The sequence below is a fragment of the Streptomyces sp. JL2001 genome, assembly GCF_050917515.1.
Taxonomy (GTDB): Bacteria; Actinomycetota; Actinomycetes; order Streptomycetales; family Streptomycetaceae; genus Streptomyces.
Window position 1 is genome coordinate 921,260 of the sequence record NZ_CP169421.1, and the last position, 22,764, is coordinate 944,023.

General features: G+C 74.5%; 18 protein-coding genes. 4 read left to right on the plus strand and 14 right to left on the minus strand.

Annotated elements, in window-relative coordinates; genetic code table 11:
• The first annotated feature begins 171 nt into the window (after window positions 1-171).
• A complete protein-coding gene (locus ACE1OA_RS04085) occupies window positions 172-1,062 on the plus strand; it encodes a DUF4097 family beta strand repeat-containing protein (protein ID WP_384874400.1) in 891 nt (296 codons plus the stop codon).
• A gap of 71 nt (window positions 1,063-1,133) precedes the next feature.
• Here the strand turns inward: ACE1OA_RS04085 and ACE1OA_RS04090 are convergent, their stop codons facing one another.
• Both ACE1OA_RS04090 and nadE read right to left on the minus strand, forming a co-directional pair.
• Complete coding sequence (locus tag ACE1OA_RS04090; RefSeq protein WP_386545632.1) at window positions 1,134-1,520, minus strand: VOC family protein; 387 nt, start codon at window positions 1,518-1,520, stop codon at window positions 1,134-1,136.
• Window positions 1,521-1,632: 112 nt separating this feature from the next.
• On the minus strand, window positions 1,633-2,463 hold the full coding sequence (gene nadE, locus ACE1OA_RS04095; protein ID WP_384874406.1) for an ammonia-dependent NAD(+) synthetase: 831 nt from the start codon (window positions 2,461-2,463) through the stop codon (window positions 1,633-1,635).
• Between the two features lie 211 nt (window positions 2,464-2,674).
• Here nadE and ACE1OA_RS04100 point away from each other — a divergent pair, with 211 nt between their 5' ends.
• On the plus strand, window positions 2,675-4,195 hold the full coding sequence (locus tag ACE1OA_RS04100) for a bifunctional phosphatase PAP2/diacylglycerol kinase family protein (protein ID WP_356601763.1): 1,521 nt from the start codon (window positions 2,675-2,677) through the stop codon (window positions 4,193-4,195).
• Between the two features lie 73 nt (window positions 4,196-4,268).
• On the opposite strand, the gene ACE1OA_RS04105 is transcribed toward ACE1OA_RS04100, so the two are convergent.
• On the minus strand, window positions 4,269-5,390 hold the full coding sequence (locus tag ACE1OA_RS04105) for a sulfite oxidase (RefSeq protein ID WP_432752279.1): 1,122 nt from the start codon (window positions 5,388-5,390) through the stop codon (window positions 4,269-4,271).
• A 287-nt stretch (window positions 5,391-5,677) separates the two neighbouring features.
• On the opposite strand from ACE1OA_RS04105, the gene ACE1OA_RS04110 reads away from it, so the two are divergent.
• Window positions 5,678-8,677, plus strand: a complete 3,000-nt coding sequence (locus ACE1OA_RS04110; protein ID WP_432752280.1) for a carbohydrate binding domain-containing protein — start codon at window positions 5,678-5,680, stop codon at window positions 8,675-8,677.
• An 83-nt stretch (window positions 8,678-8,760) separates the two neighbouring features.
• Here ACE1OA_RS04110 and ACE1OA_RS04115 read toward each other — a convergent pair whose 3' ends face one another.
• From ACE1OA_RS04115 to ACE1OA_RS04160, 10 genes are all read right to left on the minus strand, one after another.
• Entirely contained in the window at window positions 8,761-9,168 is a 408-nt protein-coding gene (locus ACE1OA_RS04115; RefSeq protein ID WP_356601758.1) for an STAS domain-containing protein, read from the minus strand.
• A gap of 122 nt (window positions 9,169-9,290) precedes the next feature.
• Window positions 9,291-9,950: an alpha/beta hydrolase gene (locus ACE1OA_RS04120; protein ID WP_356601756.1), complete on the minus strand. Its 660-nt coding sequence runs from the start codon at window positions 9,948-9,950 to the stop codon at window positions 9,291-9,293.
• Window positions 9,947-10,756, minus strand: a complete 810-nt coding sequence (locus ACE1OA_RS04125; protein ID WP_356601755.1) for a DUF1295 domain-containing protein — start codon at window positions 10,754-10,756, stop codon at window positions 9,947-9,949. The genes ACE1OA_RS04120 and ACE1OA_RS04125 overlap by 4 nt, the downstream gene beginning before the upstream one ends.
• Window positions 10,753-12,039 (minus strand): class I SAM-dependent methyltransferase, encoded by a 1,287-nt coding sequence (locus tag ACE1OA_RS04130; RefSeq protein ID WP_384874420.1) that lies wholly within the window; start codon window positions 12,037-12,039, stop codon window positions 10,753-10,755. Before ACE1OA_RS04130 ends, ACE1OA_RS04125 begins: the two co-directional genes overlap by 4 nt.
• A complete protein-coding gene (locus ACE1OA_RS04135; RefSeq protein WP_384874423.1) occupies window positions 12,036-13,343 on the minus strand; it encodes a class I SAM-dependent methyltransferase in 1,308 nt (435 codons plus the stop codon). The genes ACE1OA_RS04130 and ACE1OA_RS04135 overlap by 4 nt, the downstream gene beginning before the upstream one ends.
• Complete coding sequence (locus tag ACE1OA_RS04140) at window positions 13,340-14,104, minus strand: DUF1365 domain-containing protein (protein ID WP_384874426.1); 765 nt, start codon at window positions 14,102-14,104, stop codon at window positions 13,340-13,342. The genes ACE1OA_RS04135 and ACE1OA_RS04140 overlap by 4 nt, the downstream gene beginning before the upstream one ends.
• Complete coding sequence (locus tag ACE1OA_RS04145) at window positions 14,098-15,354, minus strand: NAD(P)/FAD-dependent oxidoreductase (RefSeq protein WP_356774206.1); 1,257 nt, start codon at window positions 15,352-15,354, stop codon at window positions 14,098-14,100. Before ACE1OA_RS04145 ends, ACE1OA_RS04140 begins: the two co-directional genes overlap by 7 nt.
• 329 nt (window positions 15,355-15,683) lie before the next feature.
• A complete protein-coding gene (locus ACE1OA_RS04150) occupies window positions 15,684-17,771 on the minus strand; it encodes an ATP-binding protein (protein ID WP_384874429.1) in 2,088 nt (695 codons plus the stop codon).
• A gap of 30 nt (window positions 17,772-17,801) precedes the next feature.
• Window positions 17,802-19,388, minus strand: a complete 1,587-nt coding sequence (locus ACE1OA_RS04155; protein ID WP_384874432.1) for a molybdopterin-dependent oxidoreductase — start codon at window positions 19,386-19,388, stop codon at window positions 17,802-17,804.
• Between the two features lie 158 nt (window positions 19,389-19,546).
• Window positions 19,547-20,140, minus strand: a complete 594-nt coding sequence (locus ACE1OA_RS04160; RefSeq protein ID WP_356774200.1) for a sigma-70 family RNA polymerase sigma factor — start codon at window positions 20,138-20,140, stop codon at window positions 19,547-19,549.
• A gap of 134 nt (window positions 20,141-20,274) precedes the next feature.
• Here ACE1OA_RS04160 and ACE1OA_RS04165 point away from each other — a divergent pair, with 134 nt between their 5' ends.
• Window positions 20,275-21,324 (plus strand): MerR family transcriptional regulator, encoded by a 1,050-nt coding sequence (locus ACE1OA_RS04165; RefSeq protein ID WP_432752281.1) that lies wholly within the window; start codon window positions 20,275-20,277, stop codon window positions 21,322-21,324.
• Between the two features lie 43 nt (window positions 21,325-21,367).
• Here ACE1OA_RS04165 and ACE1OA_RS04170 read toward each other — a convergent pair whose 3' ends face one another.
• Window positions 21,368-22,741, minus strand: a complete 1,374-nt coding sequence (locus tag ACE1OA_RS04170) for a cryptochrome/photolyase family protein (RefSeq protein ID WP_384874439.1) — start codon at window positions 22,739-22,741, stop codon at window positions 21,368-21,370.
• Window positions 22,742-22,764: the final 23 nt, after the last annotated feature.

Consider the following 22,764-nt stretch of genomic DNA (forward strand, 5'->3'; position numbering starts at 1 on the left):
TTCGCCCGGGAGGCGCCCCCAGCTCGCGGCGCCACTTCGAGGACATGACCCAGAGCTCACCCCGGGACGTCACGGGAGGCGCGCGTGCTCCCCGTGGCGGTCCTCCCCACCCACACCTTCACCCGCCCCACCGGCGGGAACACCCACGAGTGCCACGAGGACGGGACAGCCATGCCTTCTTTCGACACCCCCGAACCCCTCTCCGCCACCGTCGAGTTCGACATCGGCACGGCGCGGATCATCGCGAGCAAGCGCACCGACACGGTCGTCGAGGTCCTGCCGGCGGACCCCGCCGAGGACGCCGACGTGAAGGCCGCCCAGCAGACCAAGGTCAGCTGCTCGAACGGCCGACTGCTGGTCAAGGGACCCCGGAAGCGGTCCGTCTTCGGCCGGAGCGGGTCCATCGCCCTCACCGTCGAGTTGCCCGCCGGCTCCCGGCTGCACGGTGAGGCGCCGATGGCCGACTTCCTCTGCCAGGGGCCGCTCGGGGACTGCGACCTGAAGACCTCGGTCGGCGACGTCCAGGTCGAGCAGGCGGCCGCGGTCCAGCTGCGGACCAGTCTGGGCACGGTCGGGCTGGACCGGGCGACGGGCGACGCCCAGGTCGCCGGGAACGGCCGGATCGACGTCGGCGAGGTCACCGGGACGGCGACCGTGAAGAACGCCAACGGCGAGACCCTGATCGCCGAGGTCGGCGGCGACCTGCGGGTGACGTCCTCCAACGGCCCCATCACGGTGGGCGTCGCGCACGGCGAGGTCGAGGCGAAGTCCGCCAACGGCGGGATCCGCATCGGGGTCGCGCACGCCGGCGTCGAGGCCAGGACCGCCACCGGCGGCATCCGGGTCGGCGAGGTGGCGCGCGGCACCGTCGCGCTGCACACCTCGGCCGGGGACCTCGACATCGGGGTGCGCGCGGCGACCGCCGCCTGGCTCGACCTGAACTCCCGGTTCGGCAGCGTGGAGAGCCTGCTCGACGAGGCGGCGGGCCCGGAGGGCGCCGACGGGACCGTGGAGGTACGGGCCCGCACCGGCGTCGGCGACATCGTGGTCCGCCGCGCCTGACCACGTCGCCCGGGGAGGGCGCCCGCCCGGACCGCCCTCGGCCCGCCCCGGACCCGACGTGCCGTCGGGCCTCAGTGCTCCTGGAGGACGGAGAGGACGTTCCCGGCCGGGTCGGTGAACCAGGCGATCGCCGGACCGCGCTCGTCCCGCACGACACCCTTGTCGTCCGCCTCGAAGCCGGGGTACCGCTCGAAGGTCACGCCGCGGCGCTCCAGCTCCGCGACGGCCGCGTCGATGTCGTCGACGGGGAAGTTGAGGATCGTGAAGCCGGCCGGCGTGTGGTCGTCCTTCGGGTAGACGAAGACCCGGGCCCCGCTGCCGAGGGTGAGGGTGAGCATCCGCATGTCCCCCTCGCCGGTCTCCTCGACCTGGAGGCCGAGCGTGTCGCCGTAGAACCGCCGGGCCTCGCCCAGGTCGTTCACGGAGAACCCGCTGAACGCCTTCGTCCGTCCGAACATGCCGTCGTTCCTTCCACCGGTGAGCAGGGGGCGATCCCCCGGCGTCACCATGCTCACCGGTGGGCGCGGGCGTGCCACGCGCAGACGTCCGGATGGGCCCGGCCCGTCACCCTCAGGGCGCGAGGGGCAGCCGGCGCTTGTGGTCGGTCAGCTCGTAGCGGCGGACGATGGCGGCGAACGCGGCCTCGCTCACCGGCTTGCCCTCCAGGAAGTCGTCGATGTCGTCGTAGGTGACCCCGAGGGCGTCCTCGTCGGGCTTGCCCGGGTCGAGGGTCTCCAGGTCGGCGGTCGGCGTCTTCCACACCAGCTCGGAGGGGGCGCCCAGGACGTCGGCGACGGCGCGCACCCGCCGCTTGGTCAGCCCGGTCAGCGGGACGACGTCGGCCGCGCCGTCACCGAACTTGGTGAAGAAGCCGGAGACCGCCTCGGCCGCGTGGTCCGTGCCGACGACCAGGCCGTCGTGCGCGCCCGCGACGGCGTACTGGGCGATCATCCGCTGCCGGGCCTTGATGTTGCCCTGGACGAAGTCCTGGTGGTGGGCGTCCCGGAAGGTCACTCCGCCGTCCAGGGCGGCGGCGAGCGACGCGTCGGCGGCGGGCTTCACGTCGACGGTCAGGACGTGGTCGGCCTCGATGAACCCGAGGGCGAGCTGGGCGTCCTTCTCGTCGGCCTGCACGCCGTAGGGCAGCCGCATGGCGTAGAAGGCGGCCTCGTGTCCCGCGGCCCGCACCCGCTCCACCGCGAGCTGGCACAGCCGCCCGGCCGTCGTGGAGTCGACGCCGCCGCTGATCCCGAGGACGAGGCCGCGCAGCCCCGTGGAGGTGAGGCGCTCGGCGAGGAAGGCGACCCGGCGCTCGATCTCGGCGCTCGGGTCGAAGGTCTCGGAAACCTCGAGTTCCCGGGCGATCTGCTGCTGCAGGGCAATGGGCGCCGGGTGGGTCACGGAGTGCTCCTCGTGGGGATTCGGTCGGCGGTTCGTGCGGCGGCGGGGTCCCGTGCGCGGGAGGCGGCGGGGCCCCGTACCGGGGACGACTCTATGCCGCCCGGCGGCGGCCCGGCGCGCTGCCCTCGAGGGCACCGCTCCGTGCCGGCCGACCGCGCGCCGGACGCGCCGGACGCGGACTGTGGACCGAGACTCGGGGTAGGAGGCCGTGATGAACGAGACGAAGATCGGGCGCCTGCGCGATGCGCTGGGCCTGGTGGACCGCAGGCTGTTCGAGCAGGTGGCCCGGCGGTCCTGGCCGGGCGCCGACCGGGTACTGCCCCGGCTGAGCACGAGCGCCAACCACGGACTCCTCTGGTTCGGCATCGGCGCCGGGATGTGGGCCGTCGGCGGGGTGCGGGGCCGGCGGGCGGCGGTCCGCGCGGTCGCCTCGCTGGCCGTGGCCTCGGCGACCGTCAACACACTCGCCAAGGGCGCCGTACGGCGGGAGCGGCCCATGATCGACGTGGTGCCGGTGGTGCGGCACCTGTCGCGCCGGCCGATCACCAGCTCCTTCCCCTCGGGGCATTCCGCCTCGGCCGCCGCCTTCACGATGGGCGCCGCGCTGGAGTCCCGGGGCTGGGGCGCCGTGCTGCTGCCGGTGGCGGGTTCGGTCGCCTTCTCCCGTGTGTACACCGGTGTGCACTACCCGAGCGACGTCGTGGTGGGCGCGCTGCTCGGGATGGGGGCGGCCACGGTCCTGCGGGGGCCCTCGCCCTCCCGGACCCGTCGGCCGCCGCCGGCCAGGCCCCGGGTGGAGGCTCCGGCGCTGCCGGAGGGCGAGGGGCTGGTCGTCGTCGTCAACCCCTCGTCCGGCTCCGCGCCCCAGCTGGTCGAGCCGGCCCGGCAGATCGAGAACCTCCTGCCGAAGGCCGAGGTGATCCGCTACGACGCGTCGGTGGGCCCGCTGCCGGAGGTGCTGGACCGCGCCGCCGCGGAGGCCGCCGAGCGGGGCGGCGCCCTGGGCGTGTGCGGCGGGGACGGGACGGTCAACGCGGCCGTGACACCGGCGTTGCGGCACGGCGTGCCGCTGCTCGTCCTGCCCGGCGGCACCTTCAACCACTTCGCCGCGGACCTGGGGGTGGAGACGCTCGCGGACGGTTGCGCGGCGCTGGCCGCGGGCGAGGCCGTCCAGGCGGACATCGGGCGGGTGCGCAGGCTGTCGTCGGCGCTCACCCTGGCCCAGGACGGTGCCCCGGCGTACTTCCTCAACACCTTCAGCCTCGGCATCTATCCCGAGTTGGTGCGGCTCCGCGAGCGGTGGTCGCCCCGGATCGGCGGCACGGCCGCGGCCGTTCTCGGCGCTGCCCGGATACTGCGCTCGTCCCGCCCGCTGCGTGCCAGGGTCAACGGCAGGCAGCGGTCGATGTGGCTGCTGTTCGCCGGCAACGGCGCGTACCGCAGCATCGGCGTCGCCCCGGTGCGCCGCAAGGAGATGGCCGACGGGGTCCTGGACGTCCGCGTCGCCGACGGCGGGCGGTTCGCCCGGACCCGGCTGCTGGCCACGGCGCTCGCGGGTGGCCTGGCCAGGACCCGTGTGTACGCCGCCGCGCGGCCGCACCGGCTCAGGATCACCGGGCTGCCGGAGGGCACCTTCATGGCCTGTGACGGCGAGGTCGTGCCCGCCCCGTCGAGCATGCTGATCGACAAGCTGCCGCGGGCGCTGACCGTCTACCGTCCGGCGGACGGCTGACACCGGCCTCTCCGAAAGGCGCCGCCCGGCGCGCGGCGGACGGCTGAGGGGACGTGAACGGGGCTCGCCCGGTTCACGTCCCCTCAGGGGCGCAGAGCACCTCGACGCGCTGGACCAGGTTGTTGCCGAAGCCGCCGCGGTTCCACGGTTCCGTCAGCGGCTGGGTGTTCCCCTCGGCGTCGGTGGCGCGGACGGTCAGGTGGCGCAGCCCGGGAGTCGCCTCCCACGTGGCGTGCCAGCCGGACCAGGCCCAGGGGTGGGCGGTCTCGCGGACCAGTTCCGCCTCGGTCCAGAAGGCGCCGCCGTCCACGCTGACCTCGACGCGTGTGACGGGCCCGCGCCCGGACCAGGCCCGGCCCGCCAGGCGGACGGGTCCCGGCCGGACGACGCGGGTGCGGGACATGAAGTCGGGGAAGCCCGGCGGGATCATCAGCGCGCGGGGCGCGATCGTGTCGACCGGCTCCCCCGGTTCGTCCGGCGTCTGCCGGTAGCGGTAGGAGACGGCCTGCTGGAACCCGGTGAAGGGGGTGTCGACGAGGGTGATGTCCCGCAGCCATTTGACGTGAGCCATGCCGTACCAGCCGGGGACGACCAGCCGGACGGGGTGGCCGTGCTGCGGGGGCAGCGGGGCGCCGTTCATCGCGTACGCCACGAGGACCTCCGGCCGGGTCCCGCGGGCGACGTCCAGCGGCAGGCTGCGGCGGTAGTCCTGCTCGACACCGCGCTCGACGCCGTGGTCGGCCCCGGTGAAGACCGCCTCGACGGCCCCCGGTGCGATGCCGGCCTCGTCCAGCAGGAGGCGCAGGGGGACACCGGTCCATTCGGCGGTGCCGACGGCCTCCACCAGCCACGGCTGGCTGACGGGTCGGGGCTGGAGCCGGGCCCGGCCGTTGCCCGCGCACTCCATCGTGACCCGGTGCGTGACGGCCGGCAGGGCGCGCAGGTCCGCCAGGTCCAGGGTGAGCCGGCTGCGGACCAGGCCGCCGAGGGTGAGCCGCCACGCGTCCGCGTCCAGCACGGGGATGTCGTAGTGGACCAGGACGTAGTGCAGGCCGGGCGGGGTGAGGTCGTAGTGCAGTGCTTCCAGGGGCAGCCCGTGGTTCCGGGTGGCGAGGGCGAGTTCGGAGGCGCTGATGCCCTCGTGGGGGTCCGCCACACGCCCGGGAGCGCTGATCTCCCGCAGGGATCCGTCCATGCCTTCATGGTGCGCCGCGGCGCGGGGTCGGGCACCTCGGCGCGGCCGCTCCGGCGTCGGACGGCCCGTCACGGAACATCGTTCGCCGAATCGTGCACCGAAGGCTTTACGCCAATGTCATGCACGGGTAACTTCCCGACTCGCAAGAGGTTGCTGCAAGTTGCTGAGGGATGTTTCAGCCACTGGGCGGCCGTTCTTTGGCGTTCCCGGCCCTCGGCGGACGGGAGCGAAACGGGGCTCATCACCTGCCGCGGCCCCCGTCGCGGCCTGTTCCGGAGAAGAGACGCATGCGACGTACTCCCTTCCGGCGGTTCGGACGGGCCCCGGCCGCGGCCGTGGCCGCCGCCTGCCTCCTCGGACTGCTCTCGGCCGTCCCGCCGACCGGCCCGGCCGACCTGGCCGGCGCCCCCGTGGCCGCCGAGGCCACGACGGCGACGACGGCGACGGTCTTCTACTACACGAAGACGAAGAACTGGGCCGCCTACAACCTGCACTACGCCCCGGACGGCGGCGCGTGGACCACCGTCCCCGGCACGGCGATGGAGGCGGCCTGCACGGACTGGGTCAAGAAGACCGTCTCCCTCGGCAGCGCCCAGGGGCTGCAGGCCACCTTCAACAACGGCACCGGCACCTGGGACAACAACGGCGGCCGCAACTACGACCTGGGCACCGGCACGGTCACCGTCAAGGACGGCGCGGTGGCCCACTCCGACCCCTGCGCCGACGAGCCGGGCGGGCCCACCGGCCCCGGCCACCAGGCCACCGTCTACTACTCCACCGCCGCGCTCAGCTGGACCACCGCCAACCTGTACTACGCCCCGGCCGGCGGGGCCTGGACCACCGCCCCGGGCATCGGCATGGAAGCGGCCTGCGCCGGCTGGTGGAAGCGGACCGTCGACCTCGGCACCGCCACCACGATGAAGGCCGCCTTCAACAACGGCAACGGCGTCTGGGACAACAACAACGGTGCCGACTACGCCCTGCCGGCCGGCACCACCACGGTCAGGGACCGGGTCGTCACGCGCGACGCCGCGAACCCCTGCGCCGCCGAGGTCCCCGACACCCAGGCGCCCACGCCGCCCGCCGGACCCACCGCGAGCGCCGACGGCACCTCCGTCCTGCTGACCTGGCAACCGGCCACGGACGACCGGGCGGTGACGGGATATCAGGTGACCCGGACCGGCGGGACCGCCGGCACCGTCGTGGTCGACGTCGGCTCCACCGTGCACTCCGACACGAACCTGGCCGAGCGGACCACGTACACCTACACCGTCAGGGCACGCGACGCGGCCGGAAACGTCTCGGCCGCCTCCACCGCCGTCCAGGCCACCACCGGCACGAAGCCGCCCGTCCCCGGGACGGGCCGCCCGCTGGGCACCGACCCGCGCAAGGACCCGATCTACTTCGTGCTGACCGCCCGCTTCCACGACGGCGACACGTCCAACAACCGTGGCGGCAGCCAGCACACGAAGTCGGGCAACGCCGCGAACGGCGACCCCATGTTCCGCGGCGACTTCAAGGGCCTGGTGGAGAAGCTCGACTACATCAAGGCGCTCGGCTTCTCCGCCGTGTGGATCACCCCGGTGGTGCTCAACCGCTCCGACTACGACTACCACGGGTACCACGGGTACGACTTCTACAAGGTCGACGCCCGGCTGGAGTCGGCCGGCGCCTCCTACCAGGACCTGATCGACGCCGCCCACGCCAAGGGCATGAAGATCTACCAGGACGTCGTCTACAACCACTCCTCCCGCTGGGGCGCCAAGGGCCTGTTCACCCCGAAGGTGTACGGCGTCCGCGACAGCCAGTGGAGCTGGTACTACGACGAGCCCAACGCCTCGTTCGAGTACGACGGTCTGACCGTCGAGCCCAAGTCCGGCAAGTCGTACTATACCGGCGACCTGTGGTCGACGGCAGAGCCGTCCGGCAACACCTGCGTGAACTGGGGCAAGCCCACCGCGAACACCTCGCCCGAGGGCTACCGGATCTACAACTGCCAGTGGCCCAGCCCGACGTCCGGCATGTTCCCGTCGTCGCTGTACCACACCTGCTGGATCGGCAACTGGGAGGGAGAGGACTCCCGTTCGTGCTGGCTGCACGAGGATCTGGCGGACTTCGACACCGAGTCCCCGGCCGTGCAGAACCACCTGATCGGCGCCTACGACAAGTACATCGACATGGGGGTGGACGGGTTCCGGGTCGACACCGCCGTCCACATCCCCCGCACGACGTGGAACCGCCGCTTCCTGCCCGCGATCCAGGAGCGCGTCACCCAGCGGTTCGGCGCGGAGGCGGCGCGGAACTTCTTCGTCTTCGGTGAGGTGGCCGCCTTCGTCAACGACAAGTGGAACCGCGGTTCGGTCAACCACTCCGCGCAGTTCTACACGTGGAAGGAGCGCAAGGAGTACGACCTCGACGACGCGAAGGCGGCGCTCGAGATGTACGACTACGAGCAGCAGCTCGGCCCGGCCGGCCAGCCGACGTCGAACAACGCCTTCCTGAACGGAAACAGCTACCACGAGCCCGACCACAGCAGGTTCTCCGGCATGAACGTGATCGACATGCGCATGCACATGAACTTCGGTGACGCCCAGAACGCCTTCGGCAACGGCAAGGACTCCGACGACAGTTACAACGACGCCACCTACAACGTCGTGTACGTCGACAGCCACGACTACGGCCCGAACAAGAGCAGCGAGCGCTACGCCGGCGGGACCGACGCCTGGGCCGAGAACATGTCGCTGATGTGGACCTTCCGCGGCATCCCCACGCTGTACTACGGCTCCGAGATCGAGTTCCAGAAGGGCAAGAAGATCGACTGCGGCCCCAGCTGCCCGCTGGCGACCACGGGCCGGGCCTACTTCGGCGACCATCTCGCCGGCTCCGTGAAGGCCTCCGGCTTCTCGGCGGTCGAGTCCGCGAGCGGCGCGGTCGCGCAGACACTCGCCCAGCCCCTCGTCCAGCACGTCCAGCGGCTCAACCAGATCCGCCGTGCGGTCCCCGCCCTCCAGACGGGGCAGTACTCCACCGAGGGCATCAGCGGCTCGATGGCCTTCAAGCGGCGGTACACCAGCGGCACGACGGACAGCTTCGCGCTCGTGACGGTGACCGGCGGCGCCTCGTACACCGGCATCCCGAACGGCACCTACACCGACGCCGTCACCGGCGACGTCCGGGTCGTCACCGACGGGAAGCTGACGGTCGCGGCCCCCGGCAAGGGCAACCTCCGGGTGTACGTGCTGAACGGCCCCGGACGGATCGGGTCCGCCGGGCCGTACCTGAAGTGACGCCCCCGGGCCACGTGCGGGGACCGGCGGGCGGCGGCATCACCTGCCGCCGCCCGCCGGTCGTCCCGTCCCGGGACCGCCGATCAGCTCCCGGCGGTCCGTCGCCGGGGGTGCGGCGGGGGCCGCAGCGTGCCCGCCGCCAGCCGCAGCAGGCGCAGGACGACCTCGGGCGGCTCGTCGAGGCGGTAACGCCCGCCCATCCCCGTCCACTGGTCCAGGACGGCGAGGAGGCCCGAGTCGCAGAACGTCACCCGGGCGACGTCCAGGACCAGTTCCCTGACCCCGGTCCCGGCGGCGGAGGCCAGTATCGCCCGCAGCGGCGCACAGCTGTGGTGGTCGACCTCTCCGGCCAGCCGGACCCGCAGGCCGGTGGCACCGATGCTCGTGCAGGACTGGACGGCTATGACGCCGGGCGCGGTGTCCGCGCCCGGGTCGCACACGACGGGCAGGGGGATCGAGGTCAGTATCGGCGCGGTGCTCGTGGTACTCACCCCTCCATGAACACCGGTCGGCCCGCTCACCGGAACACGGCGCGCCGCGTGATCACCCCGGAGCGTGGCAGTGATCCACTTCCGGGGGACATCTCCCCCGGCGGCGGAGGGGCGCGGGGCGGTCAGCCGGCGGCGAGCGCGGCCGCGGCCAGTTCGGCCGCGCGCCGGTGCCAGGTCCCCGCGTCCCGGAGCATGGCGTGCCCGCCCGCCGGCATCGGGATGCCGGCCGCGTCCGCGCCCGCCAGCCGGGCCCGGCGGACGAAGTCCCAGGACTCGGCGGCCGAGGTCACCCGGTCGCGCTCGTCGTGCAGGAGCCGGAGGAGGCAGCCCGCGAGATGGCCGACCGGCTCGCCGGGCGGGCACCAGGGCGCGAGCGCCACCACCCCGCGGACCAGGGGGTCGCCGGCCGCGCGCAGCGCCGCCCTGCCGCCCATCGAGTGGCCGACGAGCACGACGGGCACCTCGCCGGCGAGCTCGCGCAGCCGTGCGAGGGCCGCCTCGGCGTCGCGGGCGGCGTCCCGGCGCTCGCCGTTCCAGCCGCGGTGGCGGTAGCGCACCTCCGCGACCAGGACGTCCGAGTCACGGGTCGCACGGGCGATCGCCGTCGCGAAGGGGCGCATCCGCAACGCGGGCAGGTTGAGCGGCGGCGGGGGTTCCAGACCGTCGGCGCGCCCGCCGTGCAGGAGCAGGACGGCCGCCGCCGGACGGGCGGGCCGGGCGCGCGGCAGCAGCAACCGTCCCTCGCCCGACGGCGCGGTGCCCCGACGGGCCGCGGCCGTCATCCGGCGACCCGGCGGGGCGGGCGGGGGAAGAACCCGCTGGTGCGGGCGGCGTAGGCCGCGAATCCGGGCCGTTCGGCCATGTGCGCCTCCAGCAGTCGCTTGCCGCTGCCCCAGATGAGCAGCGCGCTCATCACCAGCGGTGAGACGAGGGTGAGGGCCGCAGTCTGCCAGCTCGCGCAGGCCAGCAGGTACAGCCCCCACCAGACGAGGAAGTCCCCGAAGTAGTTGGGGTGCCGCGTCCAGCTCCACAGGCCGCGGTCCATGATCCGGCCGCGGTGGGCGGGGTCGGCCTTGAACCGGGCGAGCTGGTGGTCGCCGACCGCCTCGAAGAGCAGACCGGTGAGCCACAGGAGCAGCCCGAGCGCGGCCACCGGACCGAGGGCGGCGGGCAGGTAGGCCGCGGCCTGGACGGGCAGCGAGACCAGCCAGACGAGACCGCCCTGGAGCAGGTAGACCTTGCGCAGGGCGTACCACCGGGGGTTGCCCGGTGCCCGGTCGAGCATGCGGGCGTAGCGCGGGTCCTCACCGTGGCCGCGCCCGCGCCGGGCGATGTGCAGGGCGAGGCGCAGTCCCCACACGACGGTGGCCAGGGTGACCGCGAGGCGCCGGCCGTCGTCCCCGTAACCGGCCGACAGCAGCCAGGTGGTGAGTGCGACGGCGGCGAAGGCGACCCCCCAGGCGACGTCGACGATCCGGTGGAGGCCCTTCGCGACGGCCACCGCGAAGGTGACCAGCATGACCGCGAGCGCGGTGCCGGCCGAGGCGGCGAGGTTCCAGCCGAACGCGCTCCAGTCGAGCGTGGTCATCGTCCTTCCTCCGCTCGGTGCCAGTGCGGGGTCGCGGGCATGCCCGTGGCGCCGCCCGGCTCGGGGCGGACCGCGAGGATCTGGTCGACGCCCATGCGGTTCTGCGCGAACGCCAGCCCACTGCCCACGAGGTAGAGCCGCCAGACCCGGGCGGTGGGCTCGCCGACGAGGTCGACGAACTGCTCCCAGCGCTCCTCCAGGGTGCGGTGCCATGCCTCGATGGTCCAGGCGTAATGCTCCCGCAGGGCGTCGACGGAACGCACCTCGAGACCCGCCGACTCCAGCAGCTCCAGGGTCTGTCCGACGGGCCGCATGTGCATGTCCGGCGCGATGTAGGTCTCGATGAAGGCGCCGCCGCCGGGCGCGTTTGCCCCGCGGGACATCTGCTGGACGAGCAGCCGGCCGCGGGGCCGCAGCAGGCCGTGCAGCCGGGCCGCGAAGGCGGGGTACTCGGCGTCGCCGACGTGTTCGCCCATCTCGATGGCCGACACGGCGTCGTAGCCGCCGCCCGGGATGTCGCGGTAGTGCATGAGGTGGACGTCGACCAGGTCCGTCAGGCCTTCGCGGGCCACGCGGTCCCGGACGTGGTCGCGTTGGCGCGCCGAGAGGGTGACCGCGGTGACCTCGGCCTTGAAGGCGCGGGCGGCGTGCAGGGACAGCGATCCCCAGCCGCAACCGATGTCGAGCAGGCGCGCCCCGGGTTCCAGCCCGAGCTTGCGGCAGACGAGGTCGAGCTTGTCGCGCTGCGCGTCGGCGAGACCGTAGCCGGGCGCGTCGGGCCGGGCCCAGTAGGCGCACGAGTACGCCATCGACTCGTCCAGGAGGAGCGCGTAGAAGTCGTTCGACAGGTCGTAGTGGTGGCTGATGGCGGCGCGGTCGCGGGCGGTGGAGTGCAGGCGGCCGCGCAGCTCGGCGCGCGGGGCGGTGGGGGCGGCGGGCTTGGGGCCCAGCGCGCCCAGGCGCAGGGCCACGGCCGCCGCACGCGCCAGGTCGGCCGGCCGGGGGCGGACGGCGCCCTGTTCGCGGACGTACTCCCAGACCTGGGTGAGGCTCTCGCCGAGGTCGCCGTCGACGTCGATCTCACCCGCGATGTAGGCCTCGGCCAGGCCGAGTTCGCCGGGCTGCCACAGCAGTCTGCGCAGCGCCCGGGGCGTGCGGACGAGCAGGAGGGGCGCGTCGCGGGGCCCGGCCTCGCTGCCGTCCCAGGCGCGCAGCCGGACGGGGAGCGGGCCGGGGAAGCAGGGGGCGATCGCGCCGGCGAGGCGCTGGGCGGCGTACGTCATCGGGCGGTCTCCGGCGTGGGGTCGGCGGTGAGGAGGAGCTGGCGGACGTCCAGGTAGCGGGAGCGGAATCCGGCCTCCGAGTAGGCGAGGTAGAGCTCCCACATGCGGCGGAACACGGCGTCGAAGCCGAGGGCGTCGACGGCCCCGGCCTGCCGGCCGAACTCCTCGCGCCACAGGCGCAGCGTCTCCGCGTAGTGGTCGCCGTAGCCGGCGTCCTCGACGATCCGCAGTCCGGCGGCGGCGCTCTCCCGGGCGATCGCCTCGCGGGAGGGGATGAGCCCGCCGGGGAAGATGTACTTGCTGATCCAGGTGTGGGTGCGGGCGGTGACGAGCATCCGCTCGTGGGGCATGGTGATGGCCTGGAGCGCGACGCGCCCGCCGGGGGCGAGGAGCCCGCGCAGGGCGGCGAAGTAGGCGGGCCAGTACTCGGCGCCGACCGCCTCGATCATCTCGACGCTGACGACCGCGTCGAAGGAGCCCTCGACGTGCCGGTAGTCGCGCAGTTCGACGGTGACCCGGTCGGCGAGGCCGGCGGCGGCGATCCGGGTGCGGGCCAGGTCCGCCTGCTCCTCGGAGAGGGTCACGGTCCGTACCTCGGCGCCGCGGGCGGCGGCCCGCAGGGCCAGTTCGCCCCATCCGGTGCCGATCTCCAGGAGCCGGGTGCCGGGGCCGACCTCGGCGAGGTCGAGCAGCCGGTCGATCTTGCGGTGCTGGGCCGCGGTGAACGTCGCGGGCGAGGCCGGGAAGGCGGCGAAGACCGCTGCGGAGTAGGACATGCTCGGGTCGAGGAACAGCGAGAACAGCTCGTTGGACAGGTCGTAGTGGCTCTGGATGTTGTCCCGTGCGCCCTCCGGCGTGTTGCGCTGCTGCTCGGGGCGGCGGCGCACCCAGGCGCCGCGGAGCCGGCGCAGCGGGGCCGGTACCAGCTCGTCGACGTGCGAGGCCAGCACGGTGAGCGCGCCGACGAGGTCGTCGCTCTCCCACTCGCCGGCCATGTAGGACTCGCCGAAGCCGATCAGGCCGCCGGCGCCGATCCTGCGGTGGAAGGCCTCGGGCCGGTGCAGGGTGAGCGTGGGCAGCGCGCCGGTCTGCAGCGGGACGCGGCTCGCCGGGCGTCCGTCGCCTCCGTGCCGTATCCGCAGCGGGAGCCGGGTGAAGGCGCGCTCGACGATCCGCCGGGCGATCGCGGTGCGCAGCGCCGAGGTGCGGGGCGGGTGGGCGACGTCCGGCCAGCGGTCCGGGTCGACGGCCCGGTCGGCGGACGGGACGGCGCTCTGGTGCGTCGGGGGGTACGAGACGGTCACAGGATGCCTTCTTGCGTGGGGTGGGCGGGACGGGGGTGGACGGGCAGCCCACGGAGGAACAGCCGGATGCCGTGGAACCGGATGCCGGCCGAGACGACGGCCGTGGACCACGGGTGGCCGAGGGCCACGCCGAGCAGGGCGCGTGGTCCGGCGGGCCGGTGCCGGCCGCGCACGGTCGCGGTGAACGGGCGGGTGCCGTCGTCGTGCCGGAGCTGCACCGTCAGGTCGAGCCGGTCGCCGGGCAGCGGCAGGCGCATCCGGTACGAACCCTCGACCGCGAAGAACGGGGAGACGTAGAAGTCCTTGGGGACGTCGGCGGTGCCCTGGTCGTCGGGGCGCAGCAGGTAGCAGTGCCGCTCGCCGTAGGTGTTGTGGACCTCGGCGACGACGCAGACCGGTGACCCGGCGCGGTCGTGGCACCAGTAGAGGGTGAGGGGGTTGAAGACGTAGCCGAACACCCGGGCGTGGGCGAGCATCAGGACGGGGCCGTCGGCGTCGTGGACGCCCTGGGCGCGCAGGTACACCTGGAGCCCCTCCCGGATCGAGGGAGCGTGTCCGCCGAAGTGGTCGCGGGCGTCGAAGCGGGCCAGCGGGCGCAGGACGCGGGGCAGCCGGGGCAGGTCGTCGACGTCGACCAGCCACAGGTAGGTGCGCCGCCGGAAGGCGTGGCGGACGGGTGCGACCCGGGCGTGGGCGACGGTGCATTCGTAGAGCGCCGGGACGCGGGGCAGGACGCGTCGCGCGGGGCGGGTGCTCACCATCGGACCCCCAGGCTCTCGGCCGCGGCGACGCCCGCGCGGCAGCCGTCCTCGTGGAATCCCCAGCCGTGGTAGGCGCCGGCGAAGGCGGTGACCGAGGTGTTGAGGAGGGGCAGTTCGCGCTGGGCCGCGACGGATCGCGGGGTGTAGACGGGGTGTTCGTAGACCATGCGGGCGATCACGGTGGCGGGGTCGACGCGGTCGCCGGCGTTGAGGGTGACGATGTGCGGTTCGGCGGTGGTCAGCCGCTGCAGGCGGTTCATGTCGTAGCTGACCTGGACGGAGTCGGGCCGGGCCGCGCAGGAGGGGAGCCAGTAGTTCCAGGAGGCCCGGGCGTGCGGGGAGCGGGGCAGCAGGGAGGTGTCGCGGTGCAGCACGGTGGGGTTGCGGGAGTAGGTGAAGGCGCCGAGCACGCGCCGCTCGTCCTCGGTGGGGTCGGCCAGCAGCCGCAGCGCCTGGTCGGGGTGGGTGGCGACGACGACGGCCGTGTACTCCTGGGTGTCGCCGTCGGCCGTGGTCACCCGCGCGTGCCCGGCGCCGCGCTCCACGGCGCGGACGGGGGTGGCGGTGCGGACCGCCGTGAACTGCTTCGCCGCCCGGGCCACATAGGTGGCCGACCCGCCTGCCACCGTCCGCCACTGCGGGGATCCGGTCACGGACAGCAGTCCGTGGTGGGACAGGAAGCGGAAGAGGTACTGGGCGGGGTAGAGCAGGGCCGTGTCGGGGGCGCAGGACCAGACGGCCGAGACCAGCGGCACGACGAAGTGACCGACGAAGTAGTCCGAGAAGCCGCGGCGCCGGAGGAAGTCGCCAAGGGTCTGCGTGGCGTCGCCGGAGTCGAGGAGCCGGCGGGCCGCGCGGTGGAAGCGCGGCACGTCGGCGAGCATCCGCAGATGGCGGCCGCGCCGCAGGTTGTCGCCCCCCAGCAGACCGGCCGGGCCGCGCGCGCCCGCGTACTCCAGGCCGCAGCCGTCGCAGCGGACGGACATGCTCATCTCGGACTCGCGGGTGGCGACCCCGAGTTCGCGGAACAGCCGCAGCAGCTGGGGGTAGGTGCGCTCGTTGTGGACGATGAATCCGCTGTCCACGTGGACGGTGCCGCCGTCCCGGGTGGGCAGCTCGTGCGTGTGGGCGTGGCCGCCGAGGCGGTCGTCGGCCTCGTACAGCACCACGTCGTACGTCTTCTGCAGCACGTGCGCGGCGGTCAGCCCCGCCACGCCCCCGCCCACCACAGCGACTCTCCGCCGGTCCACGTCCCTCAACCCCTCGCGCTCGCAGGCCCTCGCACGGTCCGCGCGCGAGGTGCCTCACGGGTACTTCGGAGCCGGACGGCCGCCGGATGGGAATCTCGGTCCTTGGTCCGAAATCGGCTCCCCGGCGCATCCGAACGAGGCGCCGGCGCCGAAGGGTACGGTCCGCGGGCCCGGTGGGTTCAGCGTCGCGGCATGCGGATTCCGGGCGTGGTGAGCGGCGTCGTGGGACGCGGGAGGGCGGCGGGGGGCGGCGGGGGGCGGCGGGGCGGGACGCGCGGGACGCCGTGCGTCCCGTGAGGTGTCGTGCCGGGTCGGGCGGCGGGGTGGGCTCAGTGCCGGGGCGCCCCGCGCAACGCGCGGTCCAGACCGTCCTGCGGGAGCCCGGACAGGGCGCGCAGGAAGATCTCCTCGTAGGTGGGGGAACCGATCGTCTCGCGCGCCGTGGTCTCGTACTTCAGCCGCAGGGCGTGCAGCTCGGGCACGCCGCGCTGCGGGTGGCCGGTCGAGCGCCAGTACGCCTCGCCGGTGCCGGACACGTCGGCGGCGAGCTCCCCGTCCCCGTCGGCGGCGAGCGCGGCGGCGAGGACGTCGAGGCCGAGGGCCACGCCGAAGCTGTCGCCGAGCAGCCGCTTGCCCTCCAGCATCTCCCGGGCGTGGGTGACGGCCGCCGCGGGGTCGCCGTCGAGGAGGCCGATGAGGGCGAGCTGGTAGTCGAGGTAGGCGCGGGTCCAGTGCTCCTGGAGGCCGAGGCAGACGTCGCGCAGCGCGAGCGCCTCGGTGCGTGCCTCGTCGAAGCGGCCGAGTCCGGTCAGTCCGAAGACCCGGACCAGCCGGCAGCGCAGCCGGGCCGCCGAGTCGGCGGGGTCGCCGGGGACGGCGGCGAGGACGTGTCCCACGACGACGAGCGCGGCCATCGGACGCCCGGTCAGCAGCGCTATCAGGCCCGCGAGGTACGCGGCGTCCAGGGTCCGCTCCCCCGGCCGCCCGCGGTCGTCGGGTGCCCGGTCGTACTCGGCGTGACGTGCCTCGCGCGCGCACTGCTCGCTGACGTCCTGGGCGGCGCCGAACTCGCCCTGGAGGGTCAGGGTGACCCCGAGGGCCCACAGGGCGCGGGCCCGGTCCGAGCCGCGGGCCTCACTGAGCAGCAGCGCCTGTTCGAGGTAGTCGCGGGCCTCGCGGAGCCGGCCGCAGCAGGACCAGAAGAAGGCGGTCGGACCGGCGAGCGCCAGCGCGCCGTCGGGGTCGGTGCGCAGCAGCCGGTCCAGCGCGGTGCGCAGGTCGGTGTGCCGCTCGTCGAAGGTGGTGTACCAGGAGAGCTGCCGGGGGCCGAGCCATTCGGCGTCGGCGCGGCGTGCGAGTTCCAGGCAGGAGGCGGCGTGCCGGTCGGCGACCGCCTCCGTCTCGCCGAGCCGCTCCAGCCAGCCGGCCCCGTACTCGCGGATGGTGTCGAGCAGGCGGTAGCGGTTGCCCTCCTTGCGGACCACCGAGCAGCGCACCAGCGTGTCGAGGGCGTCCGGCAGGGTGTCCGGGGTGAGGGGGCCGCCCTCGCAGACGAACGAGGCGGACGCGAGGTCGAAGGGGCCCCGGAAGACGGTCAGCCGGGCCCACAGGAGCCGTTCCAGCGGCTCGCACAGTTCGTGGCTCCAGCCGATCGCGGCACGCAGGGTCTGATGCCGCTGCGGCCACACCCGCTCCTCGTGCACGAGGAGGTCGAACCGCGAGTCGAGCTGCGCACGGACGGCGTCGACCCCCTGGATGCGGATCTGGGCCGCGGCGAGTTCCAGCGCCAGCGGGATGCCCTCCAGCCGGACGCAGATCTCGCTGGCCGGCCCGGCCCGCCACTGGCCCGGAACACGCGCCGTGCCGCCGCGCCGCTGGCCGGTCGCGCGCTGCCGCAGCAGGCTCATGGCGTCCCGCCCGCCCGACGGCAGGGGTTCGAGGGAGAAGACCCGTTCCCCGTCCACGCCGAGCGGCCGGCGGCTGGTGGCGAGCACGGTGAGGCCGGGGGCGGCGGCGAGGAGGTCGGCCAGGAGGCCGGCGCAGGACTCGGCGAGATGGTCGCAGGAGTCGAGCACGAGCAGGAGGCGCCGAGGCGCGAGCCACTGGGCCAGCGCCCCGGCCGGCATGCCGGGGGTGTGGTCGGACAGGTCGACGGCGTCGGAGAGGGTCGCGACGAGCAGCCGGTCGCCGTCGAGCGGGGTCAGATCGGCCCACCAGGCACCGTCGGGGAAGCCGTCGGCGGCCTCACGCGCGACACGCAGCGCGAGCCTGGTCTTGCCGACGCCGGCGACCCCGGTGACGGTGATCAGGCGGTGTCCGGCCAACTCGGCGGAGAGCCGGTCCAGTTCCGCGCGGCGCCCCACGAAATCGGTGTTCTCGTCCGGTAGATGTCCACGCACGAGAGCAGTGTCCCCCATGATGCGCCCGAACGGAGCCCGCTCGCTCGGTCATTCGACGTTCACGACGACCGAGTGCCATCCGCTCGCCCCGTCGGGCATGGTCTCCGCGCGCCGTTCGGTCTGCGTCCGCCCGGTGCCGTCGGTCGCGCGGACCGTGAGGGAGTGCCGGCCCGGCACGGCCTGCCAGCGGTACACCCACTGGCGCCAGGTGTCGCGGCTGTCCTCGGCGCCGAGCTCGGCGTCCCGCCAGGGGCCGTCGTCGACGCGTACCTCCACGCGCCTGATGCCGCGGTGCTGGGCCCAGGCCACCCCGGCGACCATCACCGTGCCCGCCTTCGGGCGGGAGAGCGGCCGGGGGGTGTCGATCCGGGACTGGGTCTTGACCGGCGCCTCGGCGGCCCAGCCGCGGGGGACCCAGTAGGCGTCGTACGCGTCGAAGGTGGTGAGCTCGATGTCCACGATCCACTTGCAGGCCGAGACGTAGCCGTACAGTCCCGGCACGAGCATGCGGACGGGGAAGCCGTGGTCGAAGGGCAGCGGGGTGCCGTTCATGCCGAAGGCGAGGAGCGCGTCGCGGCCGTCCATCACCTGTTCCACCGGGGTGCCGATGCTCATGCCGTCCGCCGAGCGGGCGACGAGCTGGTCGGCCCGGCCGCCCTCGGAGGGCGGCTTCACGCCCAGCTCGCGCAGCAGGTCGGCGAGCCGGACGCCGAGCCAGCGGGCGTTGCCCACGTAGGGGCCGCCCACCTCGTTGGAGACGCAGGCGAGGGTGATGTCCCGCTCGATCACCTCGCGGCGGAAGAGGTCGTCGAGGCTGAACATGCGGGTCTCAGGCACGCCCAGGCCGCTGATCCGCAGGCGCCAGTCGCCGGCGTCGAGCTTCGGGACGACGAGCGCGGTGTCGACCCGGTAGAAGTCCTTGTTCGGGGTGACGAAGGGGCTGATGCCCGGCACGCGGAGCTGGGCACCGGGGGGAACGGCCGGTGCGGCGGACGCGGGCCGTGGCAGCCGGAGGGCGTCGCGGGAGGCCGCCGCGTCCGCGTCGCGGGTGCCGCCGAGAGCCCGGCCGACCGCTCCTGCGGCGGTGGCGGCGACGGCCGTGGACGCGGCGACCAGCAGGAAGCCGCGGCGGTCGGCGCCGCCGGCCCGCTCCGGCGAGGATCCGGGCCGGGGGGCCAGGAGGCGGCCGATCAGTACGTACAGCAGCGCCGCGCCCGCGACCGCGCCGACCAGCGAGGGCAGGGCGTCCACGACGGAGTCGGAGTCCGGACGGCTCACCGCGGCGACCGCGCCGATCGCGCCGAACACCAGGACGGCGGCCGCTCCGGCCCTGCGGTGGCGGAGGGCGAGCAGGCCGACGGCCGCGGCGAGGAGCGCCAGCACGACGAGGATGCCGAGCTGGAGGACGATCTTGTCGCTCTCGCCGAAGTTCCGGATCGCCCAGTCCTTGACCCCCGCGGGCGTGTGGTCGATGACCGCGCCCCCGACCGCCATGACGGGGCTCGCCTCGGGGCGGACCGCGGCGGTGACGAGTTCGGCGACCGCGAGGGATACGTAGCCGGCCAGGAGCCCGCCGAGTGCGGCGAGCAGCCGGTCCGTGCGGGTGGGCTCGCGCGGGGGTTCTGAGAGGGTCATGGTCTTGGATTCGGCACCGAGGGCGCCGCGGATGGGTGAATTCACCCGGGAGACGGACCGGAACCCGCCGGAAGCACCCCGCGGAGGGCGGCCCGCCCTGGCGGACCGCCCCCCCCTCGAAGAGGTGTGCCGCGTAGTCGCAGCGCTCGTGCAACGGTTCAGTGACCGGGCTGGGCCGCGAGACAGTGGCGCAGCCGGTGCAGTCCGCGCCGCGCGTGGCTCTTGACGGTGCCGAGCGGCATGCCGGTGCGCTCGGCGATCTGGGTCTGGGTGAGGTCGCCGTAGAACGCCATGGCCAGCACCTCCCGCTGCACGAGCGGCAGCTTGGCCAGCTCGCCGATGACGAGGACCCGGTCCAGAGCGCTGTCCGGCCGGTCGGCGGGGTCCTCCGTGAGCGGCATGGCCGCGCCCGCGGCGGCGACCAGCTCGCGGCGCCGGGTGCGGGCCGAGAGCGCGTCGGCGATCTTCCGCCGGGTGATGCCGACCAGCCAGCCCGCCAGCGGGCCGCGCTCGGGCCGGTAGCCCTCCCGGCCGCGCCAGGCGGCGAGGAAGACCTGCTGGGTGACGTCCTCGGCCTCCCGGGAGTCCCCGAGCGTGCGGGCCGCGAGCGTCTGGACGAGCCCGCCCCAGCGCCGGTAGGCGATGGCGAGGCACTGCTCGTCGCCCCGCACGAAGCCGGCGGCGACCTCGTGGTCGAGCAGGAGCTCCTCTTCCTCGGGCGGCCGCTGGACGGTGACGCAGGGTGCGGTCATGTCGACTGCTCCTCGGGCCGGGACCGGAATCGACCGGTCTGCTGACACTCCCCGAAAGTCGGGGACCCCTCCAGACTCCGCTGCCGCACCCGTCCCGCACCACTCGCATCGATTCTGCGTCGTATGGTGGAGTCATGACCGAATACGCGCACGGCATCACGAGCGGGGCCGTGGCACGGCGTCTCGGCGTCGCCCCCACCACCCTGCGGTCCTGGGACCGGCGGTACGGCATCGGTCCGGCCGCCCGGGAGGACGGCAGGCACCGGCGGTGGACCCCGGCGGACATCGCGGTCCTGGAGGAGATGTGCCGGCTCACGGCGTCCGGCGTCCCGCCCGCCGAAGCCGCACGCACCGCGCGGGCCGGCGCGGCCCCGCCCCCGCCGGGAGTCCGTGCACCGGCCGGGACCGCGCCGGCACCGTCCTCCCCCGCGCCGGCCCCGCCCTCCCCCGCCCCGGCACCCCGAGCCGGAGCCGGGGGCGGCCTGCCGCTGGGCCGCGCGCGCCAGGAGTGCCGGGGCCTGGGCCGCGCGGCCGTCCGCCTCGACGCCGCGGCCATGGACGAGATGCTGGGGAGCCTGATCGAGGAGTACGGCCTGGTCACCGCCTGGGAGGAGGTGATGGCGCCGGCCCTGCACGCGGTGGGCCGGAAGTGGGAGACCTCGGACGACCGCTACGTCGAGGTGGAGCACCTGCTGTCCTGGCACGTCTCGTCGGCGCTGCGGCGCGTGAGCACGGCCCGGCCCGCCCTGCGGGCGGGCACCCCCCCGGTCCTCCTCGCCTGCGTGCCGAACGAGCAGCACACGCTCCCGCTGGAGGCGCTGGCCGCGGGGCTCGCCGAACTGGGGCTGCCCACCCGGATGTTCGGCGCCGCCGTGCCGCCGGAGGCACTCGACCAGGCGGTGCGCCGGACGGGTCCGGCCGCCGTCGTGCTGTGGGCCCAGGCCCGCTCGACCGCCAACCCCCCGCTCGCCCGGCACGTCGCCGACACCTCGTGGGGCGTCAAGGGTGCCCGGACCCGCACCACGGTCCTGCTCGCGGGCCCCGGCTGGGCGGGCCCGCCGCCGGCCCCGGGCATGCTGCGCCCCGGCGGGCTGCGGGAGGCCCTTGCCCTGCTGCGCGCGCTCTGCGACGCGGCGGACACCGGCCCCGCGGCCGCCGGCGCGGGGCCGGCGGCGGCACGTTAGAGCGGTTTGCGCCGCCTGGCCCGCGACGCGGCCCCGCGGACCCTCAGTCCCGGCCCCGGGCGTGGCGGAAGCGGGCCAGTCCGTCGGCGAGTTCGACCAGCGGGTCCGGGTAGTCGTAGCGGGCCCGTTCGAGGCCGGGCAGCTTCCAGGGCTCGTGGACGGCGGCGCCCTCGATGCCGGCGAGTTCGGGGACCCAGCGCCGCACGTACACGCCGTCGGGGTCGTACCGCTTGCCCTGGAGAACCGGGTTCAGGACCCGGTTGGGACGGCTGTCGGTGCCCGTGCCCGCCATCCACTGCCAGTTGAGCTGGTTGTTGGCGACGTCGCCGTCGACCAGCAGGTCGAGGAAGTGCCGGGCCCCGGCCCGCCAGTCGATGTACAGCGTCTTGGTGAGGAAGGACGCGGCCAGCAGCCGGCCACGATTGTGCATCCAGCCCTCGTGGGCGAGTTGGCGCATCGCCGCGTCCACGACCGGGTAGCCCGTGCGGCCCTCCTTCCACGCCTTGAGGTCCGACTCGGCCTCGCTGCCGCCTCGCCAGCGGTCGTCGTGCGTGCGGTAGTCCTCGACGGCGGCGTCGGGCCGGGCGGCGAGGACCTGGTGGTGGAAGTCGCGCCAGCAGAGCTGCCGTACGAAGGCCTCGGCACCGGCACCGCCGCGGGACCGGGCCCGGTCGACGGCCTCGGCCGCGGAGAGTGCGCCGAAGTGGAGGTACGGGGAGAGGCGCGAGGTGGCATCGCCGGGGAGGTCGTCGTGCCGGTCCTCGTAGGCGTCGGCGTGACGGCTCAGCCAGGCCGTCAGCCGCCTGCGGCCCTCGCTCTCGCCACCGGCCGCCAGTCCCGGCGACAGGGTCGCGGCATCGGGCCGGGCCGGGAGCGGGTCGGAGCGGATTCCCTGCGGCACCGGCACCTTGCGCGGTGCGTCCAGGGGCTCGCGCAGCCGCTCGGTCGACCAGCGCCTGAAGTACGGGGTGAAGACGGCGAAGTGGTCCGAGCCGCTGGGCGTCACCGCGCCGGCCGGCAGCGCGGTGACCACGCCGTCGTGGACGTACAGGCGCCGTCCGTCCGCCTCCAGACCGCGGCGCAGCCTGTCCTCGCGGTCCCGGGCGAAGGCGCTGCCGCCGGCGGCCATGTGGACCTCGTCGGCGTCGGCCTCCCGCACGACGGCGCACACCTGCTCGACGAGGTCGCCGGTGCGCAGCACGAGCCGGCCGCCCCGCTCCCGCAGCCCGGCGTCGAGATCGGCCAGGCAGTCGGCGAGGAAGGCGAGCCGGTTGGGTGCGGCGAATCCCGCCCGGTCCACCGCCGGGTCGCGCACGAACAGCGGTACCACCTCGTCGCCCGGCCCCAGCGCCGCGCGCAGCGGCGGATGGTCGTGCACCCGCAGGTCCGACGTGAACAGGACGACGGAGACGTTCATGGTGCCACTCCCGGCTGTCGTTC